Source organism: Mucilaginibacter gilvus (genome assembly GCF_004054195.1).
Lineage (GTDB): Bacteria > Bacteroidota > Bacteroidia > Sphingobacteriales > Sphingobacteriaceae > Mucilaginibacter > Mucilaginibacter gilvus.
Genome location: NZ_SBIW01000008.1, coordinates 300,278 through 318,476, shown reverse-complemented (window position 1 = coordinate 318,476; position 18,199 = coordinate 300,278). Strand labels below are relative to the sequence as shown.

At 45.0% G+C, this 18,199-nt stretch carries 18 protein-coding genes; 9 read left to right on the top strand and 9 right to left on the bottom strand.

The window, feature by feature from the left end; genetic code table 11:
• Entirely contained in the window at window positions 1–1,461 is a 1,461-nt protein-coding gene (locus EPL05_RS18240; RefSeq protein WP_128535422.1) for an MBOAT family O-acyltransferase, read from the bottom strand.
• A 709-nt stretch (window positions 1,462–2,170) separates the two neighbouring features.
• On the opposite strand from EPL05_RS18240, the gene uvrA reads away from it, so the two are divergent.
• The 3 genes from uvrA to EPL05_RS18225 are packed head-to-tail and all read left to right on the top strand — an operon-like array spanning window position 2,171 to window position 7,029.
• A complete protein-coding gene (gene uvrA / locus EPL05_RS18235; protein WP_128535421.1) occupies window positions 2,171–5,017 on the top strand; it encodes an excinuclease ABC subunit UvrA in 2,847 nt (948 codons plus the stop codon).
• Between the two features lie 36 nt (window positions 5,018–5,053).
• The gene (locus EPL05_RS18230) at window positions 5,054–5,545 is read left to right on the top strand and encodes a hypothetical protein (RefSeq protein ID WP_128535420.1); all 492 of its coding nucleotides are present in this window, start codon (window positions 5,054–5,056) and stop codon (window positions 5,543–5,545) included.
• Window positions 5,530–7,029 carry an NAD(P)H-hydrate dehydratase gene (locus EPL05_RS18225; protein ID WP_128535419.1) on the top strand — a complete coding sequence of 500 codons (1,500 nt, stop codon included), beginning with the start codon at window positions 5,530–5,532 and terminating at the stop codon, window positions 7,027–7,029. Before EPL05_RS18230 ends, EPL05_RS18225 begins: the two co-directional genes overlap by 16 nt.
• Before the next feature lie 218 nt (window positions 7,030–7,247).
• Here the strand turns inward: EPL05_RS18225 and EPL05_RS18220 are convergent, their stop codons facing one another.
• From EPL05_RS18220 to lipA, 3 genes are read right to left on the bottom strand one after another with little or no spacing between them, the layout of a single operon-like run.
• Entirely contained in the window at window positions 7,248–8,105 is an 858-nt protein-coding gene (locus tag EPL05_RS18220) for an anti-sigma factor (RefSeq protein WP_128535418.1), read from the bottom strand.
• Window positions 8,106–8,107: 2 nt separating this feature from the next.
• Window positions 8,108–8,659 carry an RNA polymerase sigma factor gene (locus EPL05_RS18215; protein ID WP_128535417.1) on the bottom strand — a complete coding sequence of 184 codons (552 nt, stop codon included), beginning with the start codon at window positions 8,657–8,659 and terminating at the stop codon, window positions 8,108–8,110.
• A gap of 26 nt (window positions 8,660–8,685) precedes the next feature.
• Window positions 8,686–9,564 carry a lipoyl synthase gene (gene lipA / locus EPL05_RS18210; RefSeq protein ID WP_128535416.1) on the bottom strand — a complete coding sequence of 293 codons (879 nt, stop codon included), beginning with the start codon at window positions 9,562–9,564 and terminating at the stop codon, window positions 8,686–8,688.
• Window positions 9,565–9,717: 153 nt separating this feature from the next.
• Here lipA and EPL05_RS18205 point away from each other — a divergent pair, with 153 nt between their 5' ends.
• Window positions 9,718–10,422, top strand: a complete 705-nt coding sequence (locus EPL05_RS18205; RefSeq protein ID WP_128535415.1) for a DUF2711 family protein — start codon at window positions 9,718–9,720, stop codon at window positions 10,420–10,422.
• Window positions 10,423–10,500: 78 nt separating this feature from the next.
• On the opposite strand, the gene ytxJ is transcribed toward EPL05_RS18205, so the two are convergent.
• The 3 genes from ytxJ to EPL05_RS18190 form a co-directional block, all read right to left on the bottom strand.
• Window positions 10,501–10,830, bottom strand: a complete 330-nt coding sequence (gene ytxJ / locus EPL05_RS18200; protein ID WP_128535414.1) for a bacillithiol system redox-active protein YtxJ — start codon at window positions 10,828–10,830, stop codon at window positions 10,501–10,503.
• Window positions 10,831–11,071: 241 nt separating this feature from the next.
• A complete protein-coding gene (gene ribH, locus EPL05_RS18195) occupies window positions 11,072–11,569 on the bottom strand; it encodes a 6,7-dimethyl-8-ribityllumazine synthase (protein ID WP_128535413.1) in 498 nt (165 codons plus the stop codon).
• 161 nt (window positions 11,570–11,730) lie between these two features.
• Entirely contained in the window at window positions 11,731–12,405 is a 675-nt protein-coding gene (locus tag EPL05_RS18190) for a tetratricopeptide repeat protein (protein ID WP_128535412.1), read from the bottom strand.
• A gap of 455 nt (window positions 12,406–12,860) precedes the next feature.
• Between EPL05_RS18190 and recF the strand changes: the two genes are divergently transcribed.
• Together recF and EPL05_RS18180 are read left to right on the top strand one after the other, a co-directional pair.
• Window positions 12,861–13,961 carry a DNA replication/repair protein RecF gene (gene recF, locus EPL05_RS18185; RefSeq protein ID WP_128535411.1) on the top strand — a complete coding sequence of 367 codons (1,101 nt, stop codon included), beginning with the start codon at window positions 12,861–12,863 and terminating at the stop codon, window positions 13,959–13,961.
• Window positions 13,954–14,244: a DUF721 domain-containing protein gene (locus EPL05_RS18180; RefSeq protein ID WP_128535410.1), complete on the top strand. Its 291-nt coding sequence runs from the start codon at window positions 13,954–13,956 to the stop codon at window positions 14,242–14,244. The genes recF and EPL05_RS18180 overlap by 8 nt, the downstream gene beginning before the upstream one ends.
• A gap of 1 nt (window position 14,245) precedes the next feature.
• Here the strand turns inward: EPL05_RS18180 and EPL05_RS18175 are convergent, their stop codons facing one another.
• The gene (locus tag EPL05_RS18175; protein ID WP_128535409.1) at window positions 14,246–14,443 is read right to left on the bottom strand and encodes a hypothetical protein; all 198 of its coding nucleotides are present in this window, start codon (window positions 14,441–14,443) and stop codon (window positions 14,246–14,248) included.
• Between the two features lie 134 nt (window positions 14,444–14,577).
• Window positions 14,578–14,997, bottom strand: a complete 420-nt coding sequence (locus tag EPL05_RS18170) for a nucleoside-diphosphate kinase (protein ID WP_128535408.1) — start codon at window positions 14,995–14,997, stop codon at window positions 14,578–14,580.
• Window positions 14,998–15,138: 141 nt separating this feature from the next.
• Here EPL05_RS18170 and EPL05_RS18165 point away from each other — a divergent pair, with 141 nt between their 5' ends.
• Genes EPL05_RS18165 through EPL05_RS18155 form a run of 3 tightly spaced genes read left to right on the top strand, consistent with a single transcriptional unit; the run spans window position 15,139 to window position 18,154 of the window.
• The gene (locus EPL05_RS18165; protein ID WP_128535407.1) at window positions 15,139–16,149 is read left to right on the top strand and encodes a DHH family phosphoesterase; all 1,011 of its coding nucleotides are present in this window, start codon (window positions 15,139–15,141) and stop codon (window positions 16,147–16,149) included.
• A gap of 8 nt (window positions 16,150–16,157) precedes the next feature.
• Window positions 16,158–17,132: an FKBP-type peptidyl-prolyl cis-trans isomerase gene (locus EPL05_RS18160; RefSeq protein WP_128535406.1), complete on the top strand. Its 975-nt coding sequence runs from the start codon at window positions 16,158–16,160 to the stop codon at window positions 17,130–17,132.
• A gap of 50 nt (window positions 17,133–17,182) precedes the next feature.
• Window positions 17,183–18,154: an FKBP-type peptidyl-prolyl cis-trans isomerase gene (locus tag EPL05_RS18155; protein WP_128535405.1), complete on the top strand. Its 972-nt coding sequence runs from the start codon at window positions 17,183–17,185 to the stop codon at window positions 18,152–18,154.
• Window positions 18,155–18,199 lie beyond the last annotated feature (45 nt).

The window sequence follows — 18,199 nt, the reverse complement described above, 5'->3', positions numbered from 1 at the left end:
TCAAAACTGAAAGTAAACAAACTGCTGAGATACGCCCGTAAAATAAAATATGCATACGACAACCGAGAGGTAAAACACCCACCTCACGGGTTTGGGCCAGCCGAGGCCCGTTTTGGCGATGGCAAACTGATGTTCGCGCCCAATCCATTCTACTACCGTAAACAATACCACCAACACGATAACCGCGCCCACATTTACCGTGCCGCCCATAAAAGATTCGCCGGTAGGCAGCACCAGTATCGACCTCGAAAATATACCGCTGATATAGCTAAACGCGTGCGGTATATCTTCCGCCCGGAAAAATATCCAGGCGAATACCGTTAAGGTGAAGGTAAGGCTCATTTTCAGCACATCGGTAAGGCGGGGCAGCAATTTGCCCTGTGCCACGGTTTCTATATTGTTTCGGTTGCGTTTCAGCAGCAACAGCGGCATAAAGTACAGGGCGTTTAAAGCGCCCCAGGCAATAAACGTCCAGCTGGCACCGTGCCACAGGCCGCTAACAATAAAAATGATGAAGATATTGCGTACCTGGTTTAGCTTGCTGCCCTTGCTGCCGCCCAGGGGTATGTACAGGTAATCTCTAAACCAGGATGATAGCGAAATATGCCAGCGCCGCCAAAACTCGGCGATATCGCGCGAAAAGTAGGGGAATGCAAAGTTACGGATCAGTTCGATGCCGAAAAGCCGGGCCGTACCCAGCGCGATATCAGAGTAACCTGAAAAGTCGCAATAGATCTGGAAGGCGAAAAATACGGCACCCATTGCCAGCACGCTGCCGGGGTAATGGGTATAATTGTTAAACACCATGTTGGCGTATTCGGCGCAGTTATCGGCAATCACTATCTTTTTAAACAGGCCCCACATGATCTGCCGCAGCCCGTCGGTGGCGGTGGTGTAGCTAAACTCGCGCTTTGCCTTTATTTGCGGTAGCAGGTGCGTGGCCCGTTCAATAGGGCCGGCTACCAGCAGCGGGAAAAAGCTGACAAAGAGAGAGTAATCGACAAAGTTTTTGGTTGGTTCGATGCGTTTTTTGTAGATATCGAAGATGTAGGATAGTCCGTGGAAAGTATAAAAGGAAATACCTACGGGCAATACCACATCTATCACCCCGAAGTTTGATCGGAACCCGAAACCGGAGAGCAGGGCTGCGAAGCTGTCTGTAAAGAAATTGTAGTATTTAAATACGCATAAAAAGCCCAGGTTGATGATAACGCTGAGCCACAGCCAGAATTTTTTAAGCGCTTTGCTTTCGGCCTCGTGTACTTTAATACCTGTGGAGTAATCCAAAAAGGTAGAGAACATGAGCAGGAAGAGGAAGCGATAATCCCAAAAAGCGTAGAAAAAGTAACTGGCCACCAGCAATAAAACATTCTGGAAGCGCAGGTGCTTACTGCCTATAAGCCAGTAAAGTATAAAAACAATGGGAAGAAAAACAGCGAAGCTGAGGGAGTTAAACAGCATATTATGATAATACGAACCATCGCAAAAAAACGATAGCGGGCGCTGTTACTAAGATAGGGTTTCTTTTGGAAGTTTCAAAAAAGGGGAAGAGGAGGTTTTAACCCGGGCGTACGCGAAGAGGATTGTCAGGAGAGGCATAGAGACTGTCAAGGGGGTTTATTGGCAACCAATGTGAAAGATTATGCATGGTGGCGAACCACCCCCGCCTTTGCGCTTATGACCAGCACGGTGATGGGTTGTTAGTATCCTTTTATGTGCAGAGGCTGGCGCGGGGTTCGACGAGGGTGGAAAAAAACAAACAAGAATTAAGACCGAAAGTACCGATAGAGGGTACGGTGGGAGAAGCAAAAAATCGGGTCGAAAAAAAAGGCTAAAAATCACCCTCGAAAAATGATAAAAAGGCATGTAATTTTCCTTTTTTTGTGCAAAAAAGACCAAAAACATGGAAGTTTTAGCAAGTATTTTTGGCGGGTAGCCAATAGCATCCAATGCCGTCCGGGTGCAGGTAAAAGGGTCCAACCCGTCCATCATTTAAAAATTGCACGCTTTGGACGGACGTTCAACAACGCAAAATTTTACATAAACAGTATCTTTTGGGCGGTGCTAACTGTATGAAAATCCGTCACTTTTAAGTATATTTGCCAAAATTTTTAGTATAACCGTTGCCCGCGCAAACCGGGGCGCATGTTATACGTTTTCCAAAGTATATATGAGTGAAAAAACAATAGACCTGGGCGAGCAAAGCGAAGTTGAAGTATACGGTGCCCGGGTGCATAACCTCAAAAATATCGATGTGTCGTTCCCGCGCAATAAACTGGTGGTTATCACCGGGTTAAGCGGCAGCGGCAAAAGCAGCCTGGCCTTTGATACCATCTACGCCGAGGGTCAGCGCCGCTATATGGAAACGTTTTCGGCTTACTCGCGCCAGTTCATGGGCGGCATGGAAAGGCCTGATGTAGATAAGGTTAGCGGGCTTAGTCCGGTGATTGCCATTGAGCAAAAAACCACCAGCAAAAACCCGCGCAGTACCGTGGGTACCATTACCGAGATCTACGATTTTATGCGCCTGCTTTTTGCCCGTGCGGGGGATGCTTACAGCTACACCACTGGCGAAAAAATGGAGCGTATGAGCGAGGACCAGATCCTGCGCACCATTATGGAAAAATTTGACGGTCAGCCGGTTAACATCCTGGCCCCAGTGGTAAAAGCCCGTAAAGGCCACTACAGGGAGCTGTTCGAGCAGATCCGCAAGCAAGGTTTCCTAAAGGTTTACATAGACGGCGCCATTGCTGATGTAGAACCCAAAATGCAGGTAGACCGTTACAAGATCCACGATATTGATATTGTGGTAGACCGCCTGGTGGTGAGCGAAGCAGATAGCAAACGGCTGTACCAATCTGTACAACAAGCACTTAAAATAGCCAAGGGCATCATCCGTATATCGGATAAAGATAATAATGTGGCTTATTTCAGTAAGTTTCTGATGGACCCGGTATCTGGCATTTCCTACGATGAGCCGCAACCAAATACCTTCTCGTTCAACTCACCGTATGGTGCCTGCGAAAAGTGCAACGGCCTGGGCTATATCTTCGAGGTAGACGAAGCTTCGGTAGTGCCTAACCCAAAACTAAGCATCCTTAACGGCGGCCTTGCTCCCATCGGCGAATACCGCGAAACCTGGATCTTCCAGGTATTGAAAGCGCTGGCCAAAAAATATGAGTTCAGCCTGAGCACCCCGATAGAAAAACTTACCCGCGAGCAACTGGACATCATCCTGAACGGTTCGCCGGATATGATCTCGGTAGCCGTAGAATACAACAAGTGGAACGTTCAAAACTACCAGATAACCTTTGATGGCATCATCCGGATGCTGGAAGAGCAGCAGGAACGCCGCAACGACGAGGGTATGGACGATATGGAGAACTACCGCGTACTCCGTACCTGCCCTACCTGCCATGGCGCGAGATTGAAGAAAGAATCGCTGCATTTTAAGGTGGATGAGAAGAACATCTTCGAGCTGGCCACCATGGATATCACCACCCTGAGCAAGTGGTACGAGGGGCTGGAAACCCGCCTTACCGAACGCCAGAACGTTATTGCCAAAGAGATACTAAAAGAGATCCGTGCCCGCATCGGCTTTTTGCTGGATGTTGGTTTGAGCTATTTAACCCTTGACCGTACCGCTAAAACTCTCTCGGGCGGCGAGGCACAGCGCATCCGATTGGCTACGCAGATAGGCTCCCAACTGATGAACGTAATGTACATACTGGATGAGCCGAGCATCGGCTTGCACCAACGCGATAATGAGCGCCTGATCAACGCGCTCAAAAACCTGCGTGACCTCGGCAACACCGTACTTGTGGTGGAGCACGATAAGGATATGATACTGGAAGCCGACCACGTAATAGACATGGGCCCGGCAGCCGGCGTACACGGCGGGCAGATAGTAGCACAAGGCACCCCAGCAGAACTGATGGCTTGCCATACGCTCACTACCTCATACATCAACGGCGAGCGGGAAATTGCCATACCGGCAAAACGCCGCGAGGGCAATGGCAAAACCCTGAGCCTTAAAAAAGCTACCGGGCATAACCTCAAGAAGGTATCGGTAGATTTCCCATTAGGTAAACTCATTGGTGTAACCGGCGTATCGGGCAGTGGTAAATCCAGCCTGATTACCGAGACGCTGTACCCAATACTGAATCAGCACTTCTTCCGGGCCAAAAAAACACCGCTGCCTTATGATAAAATTGAGGGGTTGGATAATGTGGATAAAGTAATTGAGATAGATCAAACACCAATAGGGCGCACACCAAGGAGTAACCCGGCTACGTATACAGGCGTATTTTCGGATATCCGTAACCTGTTTGTTGCTCTGCCCGAGTCGAGGATTAGGGGGTACAAGCCCGGTCGTTTCTCGTTCAACGTAAAGGGTGGCCGCTGCGAAACCTGCCAGGGTGCCGGGCAAAAAGTGATAGAAATGAACTTTCTGCCGGATGTGCAGGTTCCTTGCGAAGAATGCGGAGGCCGCCGTTACAACCGAGAAACGCTGGAAGTACGCTACCGCGGCAAATCCATCAGCGATGTGCTGGATATGAGTATTGAGGATGCTACCCCGTTCTTTGAGCATATCCCTGCCATCTATCGTAAGGTAAAAACCTTGTTCGATGTGGGATTAGGGTATATCACGCTTGGGCAGTCGTCTACCACCCTATCCGGCGGTGAGGCGCAACGCGTAAAGCTGGCTACCGAACTCTCCAAAAAAGACACCGGCAATACTTTTTATATCCTGGATGAACCTACCACAGGCTTGCATTTCGAGGACATAAATGTATTGCTTGGCGTGATAAACCAACTGGTTGACAAGGGCAATACGGTGCTGGTAATAGAACACAATCTCGACGTAATAAAAACGGTTGACCATGTGATAGATCTCGGCCCGGAAGGCGGCTCCGGCGGTGGTAAAATATTGTACAACGGCACGCCCGAAGGCTTGTGTAAAGTGAAAGATAGCTTTACCGGACAGTTCCTGAAAAAGGAGATGGGCATCAAGTAAAAGAATAACGGTATATTGTGGATTGAAATAATGCCGATGAAACGAAGCAGAATTATTTTAGCCACAATTGCCTTGCTGTTTGGCATTGCCACTACATTTGCTTTTACCCAACAGGATGATGTTTTCCTCAGTTATCGCATCGACCCAAAGAAACAGGAAATAAAGCTTTACTGGCAAAACAAGCAGGGGCAAAATTTCGCCAGTATCCAAAACCTGAAGACATCGCTCGAAAAAAACAAGCAAACGCTGCTCTTCGCCATGAACGGCGGGATGTATAAGCCAGGTGGTTCGCCGCAGGGCTTATACATTCAAAATAAGGTAATGCTGTCGCAATTGGATACCATCACCGCAAGCGGCAAGCGCGACATTGAAGATGTTATTTCGCGTACAGGAGCAACTTTAAAGTTAGATGCGTTTAAAAGGCTAACCGAGAAGGTAAAGGAAGTTATATTTAATAGGATAACTCATTGTCCCACCCAAACAAAACCTCAAACTCCTGCCTTTATGTTAATATGCTGCCTCTTTTAGTTGCCTCCCAAATTCGCGAAGCGGATGCTTATACCATAGCCAACGAGCCTATCAGTTCTGTTGACCTGATGGAGCGCGCATCCAAGGCTTTTGTGGGCTGGTTCATCAACCACTTTCCGGATAAAGGGAAAAGTATTTCGGTTTACTCCGGTACGGGCAATAATGGTGGCGATGGCCTGGCGATAGCGCGCTTGCTGGATGATCATGGCTACAACCTCATCAACATCAAAATAATCCGCTTTAGCGATACGGCAAGCGATGATTTTAATGCCAACCTCAAGCGTCTCGGCAAAATAAAAGCTACAGAACTAAAAGCAGGCGATGCTATTCCCGAAGAAAACTGCGATATCATTATAGATGCTATGCTGGGCAGCGGATTAAACAAGCCCCTTGCAGGCGATTATAAAAAACTGGTAGAATATTTAAATAGTTTAGAAAAAATAGTTGTCGCGGTAGATGTACCTACCGGGTTTTTCACGGATGGCGAAATACCTGAGAATGCGGTTATCCTGAAATCGGACTTGGTGATCACCTTTCAGCAACCTAAGATCAATTTTTTATTACCCGAATCGGGACCGTACATCGATTGCTGTGAAGTGGTAAAGATAGGTTTGAGCGAAACATTCATTAACTCTATTAATACCTCTTATTTATTTGTGGAAGAATCCGATGCCCGCAAAATGATCAGGCATCGCCACCGTTTTAGCAACAAGGGTACTTACGGACATGCGCTTATTATAGCAGGCAAGGACGAAACCATGGGGGCGGCACTGCTATCTGCCTCCGCTTGCGCACATGCAGGGGCCGGCCTTACCACTGCCTGTATCCCGCAGAGCGGATTAATTGCGCTAAACACCTCGATGCCCGAAATAATGGCTGTTCCGAGAATAGATAAACACTTACCCGAAATTGCCTGGGATAAATACAGTTCGATAGCCATTGGCCCCGGTTTAGGTACCGATGCGGCTGCTTTGAAGTTGCTAAAAGCTATCCTCAAAAATTATAATAAACCGGTTGTGGTTGATGCGGATGCACTCAATTTGTTGTCGGCCAATAAAACTTTATTAAAAAAACTCCCGGCGGGTAGCATCCTCACCCCGCACATGAAAGAGTTTGACAGGCTTTTCGGCACACATACCAGCTGGTGGCAGCGCCTGCAAACCGCTAAAGAAAAGGCTGCGGAATTTAATATAAATATCGTTCTTAAAAACGACTACACCATATCCGCCACACCAGGCGGCAAGCTGTATTTCAATTCTACCGGTAACGCCGCTATGGCCACCGGTGGCATGGGCGATGTACTTACAGGTATTATCTCCTCATTATTGGCGCAAAAATATTCGCCGCAGGACGCCTGTTTATTAGGGATCTACATCCATGGGAAAGCAGGAGACGAACTGGCCCTGCCAAACCGGATGTACGTTACGCTCCCCAATAAGGTGATTAGTCAGTTGCCAATTACCATGGTAAAATTAAAGGCATAAAAAAAGGGATGTAAGTATCAAACATCCCTTTTTTCTTATTAACTATTAACTGATCTTATAAAGAACTAAATACTTCAAACTAAGTATGTATATGACGATGGAAAATCATAATAGTTACTCTAACAGTGCAATTTATTTAAAGTTTTAACAAATTTTAACAAATTAAAAAATCCCGGCGCCTTCGGGCTACGGGATTTTCAACTTTTTATAGGCCCTAACTATTTTGATGCACCCGAAGCTACCATTTCTGTAATGGTTGGGTTAACGCTTCCGCCCATCGGTTCGATGGTTACTGCAAATGCATCAGCCGCTGCTATGGCTTTCATTTCTTTCATGCCCGATGTATCAATGCTGTTAGCGGTATCAAATACACCCAGGTCTACCGGTTTGCCGCCCACCAATGCCCAAAGCTGGTACTGGTGCTGCGTATCATGATCGGGCAGTTTCATGCTCTTCATATCTACTATAATTTTCTTATTTACGGTGTTCCAGGCGAGTGTCACGGCTGCAGAAGGCGCCTTAGCGGTTCCTTTTAGCCTCAACACGCGATAAATAGTGTCGCGGTATATATCCAGTTCTTTATCCTTAAAGCTTGCCTCGTTAGCAATCTTTTGCTTATCCAGCTGCATTGCGGTAAGCTGTGTGTTGGTATCCTGCAATTTGTTATACATGGTAACCAAACCATACACGCTTATAACCAATAAGGTAAGGCAGGCAGCAAACGCGTATTTAAAAAACGTGGTTTGCCTTGCCGGCATGGCTATCACGTTGTCTGCGTTCCTTTCGTCGTCTTCAAAAATTTCATCGGTGCGGGTGTGGGCTTTTGTGAATACTCTGTCGTCGCCCAAGTTGGTGACCATGCTTCCCATGATCCTACTTCTCAATCCTTCGGACGGCTCCACGGCGTGCTCTTCAGCAAACAACTCCATCGACCGTTCAATATCCTCAATCTCTGCCTTAACGGCTGTATGCTCAGCGGCCATCTTCTCCACTTGCAACCTTTCGTCCGGGCTTATATCGCCCAAAACGTAAAGTTCCAATATCCCCGATTCTATATACTCCTTGATGGTTTCCACTTTCAATTAAAATGTTTTCTGAGCTGCAGAATTGCCATCCGTAATCGTGTTTTAATGGTCCCCAGGGGTACGCCAAGTTCTTCGGCAGCTTCCACATGGGTGTAACCTTTAAAATACACGAGATCGAGAATAGACTTTTGTTCGGGCTTTAGCGTAGATACTAATTCCCTGATACCAAGCAGCTCAGGCTTGTAAACGGTATTTCTTTGTTCGTCTATGAAAGTTACGTTATTTTCAAGCTCATGGTTTTTGGCCTGGTTCTTAAAATCTTTAGAGCGTATTTTATCGATAGCCAAATTGCGGGCAACATTCACCATCCAGGTAAATAAACGCCCTTTTTCGGCACTATAGCCCGAAAAAGAATTCCAAATTTTTACGAAAGTTTCTTGCAAAACATCTTCGGCAACCGGGATATCGGTAATAATACGGGATATCACACCGAATAGCGATGCGGAATACATATCGTATAGCGCTTCTACCGCGATCTTCTCGCGGTTACGAAGGGCCGATACAAGCTCCTCCTCGGATAGTGATATTTTTCGTTTTCTGCTCAACTTGGGCGAAAGATAGACAGGATTAATTACATTTCAAACAAATGCTTTTCAGCATGATAGGATGAACGAACCAGCGGCCCACTCTCTACATATCTAAATCCTTTTTTCAATCCCCATTCCTTGTAGCTGGCAAACTGATCCGGGTGGATCCAATCAATAACCGGGTGGTGGTTACGGGTTGGCTGCAAGTACTGGCCCAGCGTTAAAATATGTACCCCGGCGTCCAGCAGATCGTCCATGGCTTCTAAAACATCTTCTTCCTTTTCGCCCAACCCGAGCATAATACCCGATTTGGTGCGTAAACCGGTTTCTGATACATGGCGCAAGGCTTCCAGGCTACGATCATACTTAGCCTGTATGCGCACCTCTTTAGTTAAGCGGCGAACGGTTTCCAGGTTGTGCGATACCACTTCTGGCCGGGTTTCCAGCACACGGGCCAAATTATCCCAATTGCCACGGAAATCGGGCAGCAGGGTTTCTAAAGTTGTTTCGGGGCTTTCGCGGCGGATGGCGTTGATGGTTTCCGCCCAAATAATAGAGCCACCATCTTTTAAATCATCACGGTCTACAGAGGTTATTACGCAATGCTTTACCTGCATCAGCTTTACCGAGTTGGCTACGCGGTTAGGCTCGTCGATATCAACAGCCAGCGGGCGGCCGGTTGCTACCGCGCAAAAAGAGCAGCTGCGGGTACAAATGTTACCCAATATCATAAATGTTGCTGTGCCTGCTCCCCAGCACTCGCCCATGTTGGGGCAATTGCCGCTTTCGCAAATGGTATGCAGCTTATGGGTATCCACCAAACCGCGTACATGAGCGTATTCTTTCCCTACCGGGAGCCTAACTCTAAGCCAATCGGGCTTGCGTTGGGGCTGATTAGCGGGCACTACGGGCAAATCAATCATAGTGCAAAAGTAATTAAAAACCCCCTAACCCCCTAAAGAGGGAACAGAAGTTTTAATTACAAATAATAATATTACAGTTTAATGTAAAAGCTTTAAATTGGTAATCGTTTTAGGCAGTTTTCAATTTACCTAAACCCATAGATACGAAACCCGATGGCAGAAAAGAAAGTTAGAAAGACGCCGGAAATATTCAGAAATATTATTTCTCCATCCAGTAATATGCCTCTTTTAGAATTCTACAAGGGATATTACGAATGCATATACCTGATATTACATCCTTTTTACAAAGTTGTAAAAAATAAAAATGAGGCGTTTTCGAAAAAGGAATGGCCTGGCAAGGAGAAAATTACAAAGCTCACAAAAAGCGTTTCATGGGCTGAGGTTATAGAACTTTCAGGGTTGCCTAATATCAAGACTGTGGATATCGCTTTGCGAAATTCCACTTACAGCCTAGCTAAGAAGCATCAAAATGAGAACCAGTCAAAAATGCTTAACGATACCTGCCAGAGGTATAATTTATTAGAACCAAATCACGGGGATTTTAGCGAATTACTAATTGATGATATGCTAAAGCCTCTTTTGGAGCTTGGGCACGAATGGGTTTTTATTGGAGATGAGTTTGGGCACGAGCGTAAACTTCAATATATCAATGATATTATTCGCAATAAAGTTGACGTGAACTATCACCACGAAAATTGGTACACTCCTCAAAATGAAATATTATATACAACGCATTGGGATAGCCATTTCACATTGCTGTGTTCTGATAGGGAGACCACTAAAAAAATACTTGAGATACGTCCATTCGAGGGCTTTTACTGTGACGCCGATACTGGAGTCTACTGGAGCTTGACATAAAAAAAGCCCCGTAAGCTGTTAACCTACAGGGCATATATAGTCTTATTGTATGGCTTCCTGATTCCTGACCTCTTGATTCTATGAAAGAACGCTCACCGTTTCATCAACAGAGATACCGCCGTGCGATTGATCCAGCACACATTCGCCATCTTTTATCAGCAGTAATTGAGGCGATTCGTGGTGAACCTGGAAATCCTGGGCAATTTTAGCGGAAATATCGCGATGTTTAATAAGGTCTAAAAAGTAGAGGGGCATATCTCCCGGCAGGTCTTCCCAATCCAGCTCGAAACGCCTTTTAGCCATCATGCTGATGCTGCAGCGCGTGCTGTGTTTAAATATCAAGCTGTAACCTTGCTGTTGTTTTATATTATCAAGCTGAGAAGCCGTCTCCAACGATATCCATTCCATAGCGCAAAAATAAAAGTATAAACCCGTTTAAAAGTAAATACAATGTAAAACTGCGTTAAGTTTTAAGCATGGGGTAAAAAATGACAATTAGCCGCTTACTTTCTGTTTGGGTACGAGCCGTAAGCGGGGCATAGTTTGTTTGAGCAAGAGGAAACGCTGATGCCAACTAAAAGGGCCATAACAATTATGTAAACTATCTTTTTCATTCTATGGGTTTATAATAACTCTGTTTTATACGCTTTTAGCCTTGCAAAGTTTCAGCCAATTTAGCCATTTTTATGGCAGTTACTGCAGCTTCGTCGCCCTTATTGCCGTGTTTGCCACCTGCCCTATCTATCGCCTGCTGCTGGTTGTCAGTAGTAAGCACTCCAAATATAACAGGTTTTGAATATTTTATAGCAACATTGCTTACACCATTTGCAACCGCGTTACAAATAAAATCAAAATGGCGGGTTTCGCCTTGTATTACACAGCCCAGGCATATCACGGCATCAAACTTCCCGGTTTGTAAAAGCAGTTCGGCGCCGCTGGTAAGCTCAAAGCTGCCGGGTACCGGGTAGCTATGGATGTTCTTCTCCTTAGCGCCATATTTTACCAAGCTATTGTATGCGCCCTGGTAAAGCGCGTTGGTAATTTCGGCGTTCCATTCGGCAACAACAATACCAAAGGTAAACGCCTCTGCCGAAGGGATCTCGGTAGCGGTAGAAAAATCGGAAAGGTTTTTTAATGCTGAAGACATAGTTTGATTTCGGATTTGAGATTTTCGATTTCGGATTTGGGATTTTCCCGTTAGTTCAGATTGTAGTAAAACAAAAATGTTCGATCTCTGATCTATTTGTGAATATATGCTATCCAGTTATAAATCCGAAATCGAACATTCGACATCCGAAATAAGTATTGCTACTTAGCTTCTGCGCGTGCTATGTAAGCGTCGATGCTTTGGGCTTCGGTGCTTGTTGGGTAATCGGTTTTTATCTTTTTGTAAGTATCAACTGCCGATTTGTTGTCGTTTTTAGCTTCGTAAACCAAACCTAATTTTTTCAGGTAAACCGGAGAAAGGAATTGGTTGTTAGCTTTATCAATCGCTTTTTTGAAGTAGGTTTCCGCTTTGTCGTAATCTTTCAATTCCACGTAAGCATCACCTGTGCCGCCGTAAGCTTCAGCTGCAACCATCATATCGTCACCACGGTAGTTATTAAAGTTATCTATCGCTTTGCGGTATTCGCCTTTGTTTAAATAAGCAACGCCTAAGTAAAAGTAAGCAAGGTTTGCGGTTTTTGTGTTGCTGTAGTCGGCAACAATTTTTTCTAAACCAGGGTAGCTGTCGGCACCATTAATAGCTTTATCCCAATTCTTTTTAGCCCAGTAATCCTGTGCTACGTGTATTTGGTTGGCGGCTTTCACTTCCCTGTCGCCCAGGTAAAATTTGGTATAAGCTATGTATATCACTACCATTAACACGATAGCGCCTGCTATAAATAATAAGCTTTTTTGATTCTCCTGAACAAAGCTGCCACTCTTCACTGTTTCTGTATTTGCTGGCGTAGCCTTTGTTTTCAACTCGGTTGCTGACATTTGTATTTAAAAATTAAGTTTGCAAAACTACGGTTTTCAAAACTTTTAACAAATAATTATTTTTGCTTAGTTAATTGTTGATTTGATTGATTATGAGCGTGTTTTTGTCTGAACTCGAATTAAACCAATTTATGGAATTCATCTAATTAAGAGTTTTACGGCTGCGTTTAAAGCGTTAAGTTCTGCCCATTCAAAAAATTCGTTTAATTCGAGTTCAGACAGACCATTTATGGCGTTGCCTTCGGCCCGCGCTTTTCGTTACAACTCCTCATTTCGCGCCGCTGATAGAAGCGCCGCTGCATTCCGGGGTTTCCACTGCAATCGCTAACGCATTTTTAACCATGATTTTATTGATCTAACGACTAATAATGGTCATGTGTCGTCCTAACTAAATCTGTGAAATCAACCTACAATCGGTGTAATCCCCCAAACTAATTGCGTAATTTTGCCATCCCATGTACCTGCAGCAACTTTCCTTTTTAAATTTTAAGAATTATACCGAAGCCGAGCTTACCCTCAGCACCGGCGTTAATGCTTTTGTAGGGAATAATGGTGCTGGCAAAACCAACCTGCTGGATGCGGTACACTACCTCAGCCTGTGTAAAAGCTATTTTAACCCAATAGATAGCCAGCAGATAAAACAAGGCGCCGATTTCTTTATGATCAACGGCGTTTTTGAGAAGAACGGCAATAAAGAGGTAGTGGCCTGCGGCGTAAAACGCAATCAGAAAAAACAATTCAAGCGCAATAAAAAAGATTACCAGCGCCTTGCAGATCATATAGGGCTGCTCCCATTGGTAATGGTATCGCCATATGATATCAGCATTATTATTGAAGGCAGCGAAGAGCGCCGCAAATTCATTGATAACGTGATCTCGCAAACGGATAACCACTATCTGGACGAGCTGATCGCCTACAATAAATTCCTGGCGAACCGGAACGCCATGCTGAAGCTGATAGCCGATACCGGCCGGTACGACCCCGATCTGCTGGCTGTGCTGGATGAGCAGCTCACCGCCTCGGGCGCGCGCATATTTGAAAAGCGCAGGGCGTTTATGGAAAGCTTCACCCCTATTTTTAACCAGCATTATAGTTTTATAAGCGGCGATGCAGAACAGGTGGAACTGGTGTATGAGTCGCAATTATTAAATGATAACATGGCAAGCCTGTTGAAGAAGACCATTGAGCGCGACCGGATATTGGAGCGCACTACCAGTGGCATCCATAAGGATGATCTTCAATTCAACATCCATGCCATGCCCATGAAAAAATTCGGGTCGCAGGGGCAGCAAAAATCCTTCCTCATAGCGCTAAAACTTGCGCAGTATACCTTTCTTACCCAAAAGAAAGGTTTTAAACCGCTTTTGCTGTTGGATGATATATTTGATAAGCTGGATGAGGGCCGGGTAACCAAACTCATGCAGATGGTGAGCAATAATGATTTTGGGCAGGTGCTCATCACCGATACCAGCATTAGCCGGGTGCAGAATATATTTGAGGCGATAAACGTGGATGTAAAATTATTTAAAGTAGCGGAGGGAAACATTGATGCGTAAAACAAACGACAAATCGCTTAAAGAAGCTATTGAACAAATGCTGAACGTTTACAAAATAAAGCGCCGGTACGATGAAACCCATGTAGTGGCCGCCTGGCCAGACCTGGTGGGCAAATCGGTAGCAAACCGCACAAAGGAGCTATTCATCAGAGATAAGAAACTTTTTTTACGGATAGAATCATCGGTAATAAAAAATGAACTGGTGATGATGCGCAGCCAAATCATCGCCAAAATAAACGATGAAGCTAAAACGGTACTGGTAGAAGAAATTGTGTTTTTGTAAACTACTTCCGGCCTAAGCGGATGCGTGAAGAGATCCCGCGCAGGGCATCATCCATAATATGCGAGAAAGCTAAAAGAAAGATCCCCGGGAAGATGAACGCGAATTGCGCTTCGGGGTGGTACCTGAAAATATCCAGAGACACCAATAAAATAGTCACAATTATTACCGAATAAACAACGTACTTGAATAATGCTTTCATGACTGTGACCTGCTAACTGGCGCGTGTTGGAGTAACAACGTAAAGTTAAAAACAAATATTGTACAAAGCAAGGTCAAATAAAAATAAACCGGCTGTAATAAACAGTATTACAGCCGGTTGAAGTATACTGGTTGTTAGAATTTTTCGAAAGCCGAGAAGAAGAAACTGCCTTCAATTTCAGCGTTTTCGTCAGAGTCAGATCCGTGCACTGCGTTTGCCTCGATAGATTTTGCAAACAGGTTACGGATGGTGCCTTTATCAGCTTTAGATGGATCGGTAGCGCCAATTAACGTACGGAAATCCGCGATAGCGTTATCTTTCTCTAAAATAGCCGCTACGATAGGTCCCGAAGACATAAAACTTACCAGGTCGGCATAAAAACCGCGTTCGCTGTGTACCGCGTAAAATTCGCCGGCTTTTTGCGCGCTTAAAGCTGTGTATTTTAGCGCTACTATCTTAAAACCTGCTTTGGTGATATGATCTAAAATAGCGCCAATGTGGCCGTTAGCAACTGCATCCGGCTTTATCATTGTAAATGTTCTGTTGGTTTTCATTTTTTGGAGTTAATCTCTTAATTAGATTATTAAAATTGGCGCAAAAATAGCGTTTTACAACTGAAACATAAAGCTTTTACTGCTAAATAAGCTGTTTGTATTTAATTAATTTATTTAGCTTTGCACTTCTTTTTAAAATTGATGTTGGATTTAGCCTCGCTTGCAGAACTTTTAGCTCAGCCCCAAAAAATAGTTATTACTACCCATCACAAACCCGATGGTGATGCGATGGGTTCATCGTTAGGATTGTATAATTATTTAATACAACTTGGGCACCACGCTACCGTTATTGCCCCAACAGATTATCCCGACTTTTTGGCCTGGATGCCTGGTAACGAAGAGGTAATGATCTACACCGAGCATACCGAAGAAGCTGCCGTTTTGATAGCAGATGCCGACATCATTTTTTGCCTCGATTTTAACAACCTCAGCCGCATTAACCAAATGGGTGAACTGGTAGGTGCAAGCAGTGCCTACAAAGTAATGATCGACCATCACCTGGAACCACAGGATTTTGATGATTACCGTTATTGGGATATTAAGGCTTGTGCTACCGCGCAACTGGTGTACACCTTCATCGCAAACGAGCTTGGCCGCAAAGATCTGATAGATAAAGACGTAGCCACCTGCTTATATACAGGCATCCTTACCGATTCCGCCTCCTTCCGTTTACCAAATACCACATCAGATGTGCACCGGATAGTTGCCGAACTGATAGACTGCGGCGCGGTAAACTGGCGCATCCACGAATTGATATACAACAGCGCATCAGAAAACCGATTGCGCTTTATAGGGCATTGCCTGGCCAACTGCCTGGAAATACTGCCCGAATACAATACCGCCATAATTGCCGTTAGTAAAACAGACCTTGCTAAGTTTGATGTTAATACAGGCGATACCGAGGGCATCGTAAATTATGCCCTATCTATAGCCAGCATAAAACTGGGCGCATTCATTGTGGAGCGCAACGATATGGTAAAACTATCGTTACGTAGCAAAGAAGAGTTCCCGGCAAACGAAATTTGTAAAAAATATTTCAATGGCGGCGGGCACCGCAATGCGGCGGGCGGGCAATCAAATGATAGCTTTGCGGTCGTAGTACAAAAATTCAAATCAATATTACCAGACTATAAAAAACTATTAATACAGTAAAAACTAAAATGAGGAAAAATGTAATGCTTATCGCGCTTGCAACAATAGGGTTAGCAAGTTGTAAAGGTGGATTTAAACAGGCCGACGGTGGTTTGTTATATGATATAACCGTAGATAAATCGGGCCCAACCATTAAAACAGGCGACTTTATGAGCCTGAATCTTGTATTAAAAACCGAAGGAGATTCGGTTGTATACAGCACTTACGAATCTGGCCGCCCAGTGTTGGCCCCAATGCCAAAAGAACAGAAAAAAGGTGATATCACTACCGGTTTCCTGCTGCTGAGCGAAGGCGACAGTGCAACCTTTAAAATGAATATCGATTCGGTATTTAAAAAAGGCCAGCCAAAACCTCCCGGCATTAAAGGCAAATACATTATTTACAATGTTAAAGTAGATAAAGTAATTCCTCGTGGAAACCTTAGCGAAGTTGTTTTTCAGGGCCGTATATCTGAGTTTGTTAAAGCACAGTCAGAATTGATTAAGAAAAGCGAGCCTGCAAAAATTAAAAAGTATATTGAAGACAACAAGCTAAAAACTACTGTTACGCCATCGGGCTTAAACTATGTGATAACTACACCAGGCACTGGCTCAGCTATTGCAAAGGGCGATACCGCTGTTGTAAATTACGCCGGCACACTGTTAAACGGTAAAATGTTTGATAGCAGCCTGAAAGAAAACGCTGCAAAGGTTTCTGCTTACACCAAACAGCCTGCAGACCCACGCCGCGTTTACGCGCCTATGCACCTTGCAGTAGGCGAAGGCAAAGTGATAAGAGGTTGGGACGAAGGCTTACTGTTGCTAAACAAAGGCGCGAAAGCAACTTTTGTAATCCCGTCAGACCTTGGCTGGGGCGAACAAGGCGCGCCGCCTATGATCCCTGCTTTTGCAATTACCGTGTTTACTGTAGAAGTTGTTGACATTATTCACGCAAATCCGAACGCTCCAAAACCTGCAGCACCACAACCGCCTGCATTTAGATAATATTTAACCCCACTACAGCCTTCCGTTCTAAAACGGAGGGCTTTTTTATTATGAAAAAAGCTATTTATACATTGTTGCTGCTTACCGGTTTTGCGGTAACAGCCAATGCGCAGGGCTTAAAAACCCTCCCAAGCGGCATACAGTACCAGATACTTACCCCAAACACCGGCGAAAAAGTTAAAGCGAGCGATGTGGTTACCTTCCACGTTACTCAACGCACCGACAAAGATTCGATACTGTTTAGCAGCTACAAAATGGGGCAGCCGGTTAAAGTACAGGCACAGCCGTCGCGTAACCCGGGCGACTTGATGGATATTTTGCCTTTATTGGCAGTTGGCGACAGCGCCATTGTGAAAATACCTGTTGATACCATTTTTAAAGGTAATGATGCGCAGCGCCCGGCTTTTTTAGCCAAAGGCGGCAACATTTTATGCACCTTAAAAATTGTACAGATCCAAACATTAGCCGATGCCATTGCCGAGCGTAATGCAGGAGTTGCTAAATTAAAAGCCGCCGAAGGTACCCAGGGCGATGCTTACATAAAAAAACACGGTTTGGTTACAAAAGCTACCCCATCGGGCTTGCGTTATGTGATCACCAAAACAGGTGTTGGCCCTTACGCCCGTAAAGGCGACTCTTTAATGGTACACTACGCCGGGCGTTTAACCACCGAGGAAGTATTTGATACCAGCATTGAATCGGTTGCGAAAGCCGCCGGTACATACCAGCAAGGGAACCCATACCAGCCGCTAACATTTGTACTTGGCGTACAGCCTTTAATTGCAGGTTGGGTAGAAGGTTTGCAGTTGCTTAACAAAGGCGCTAAAGCAACGTTCATCATTCCATCGGCCATTGGTTATGGCGAGCAGGGCAGCGGCATTATTAAGCCGTATAGCACCCTCGTGTTTGATGTGGAGATGGTGAGCGTTATCCCCGGCAAACATCCTGTTGTGAAACCAGCAGTTGCTACCAAGGGCAAAACACCGTTTAAAAAGCGACCTATTGTAAAAAAGAAAAATTAATAAACATAAAAAGCCTCCCGCAACGGAGGCTTTTTTATTTTTGCA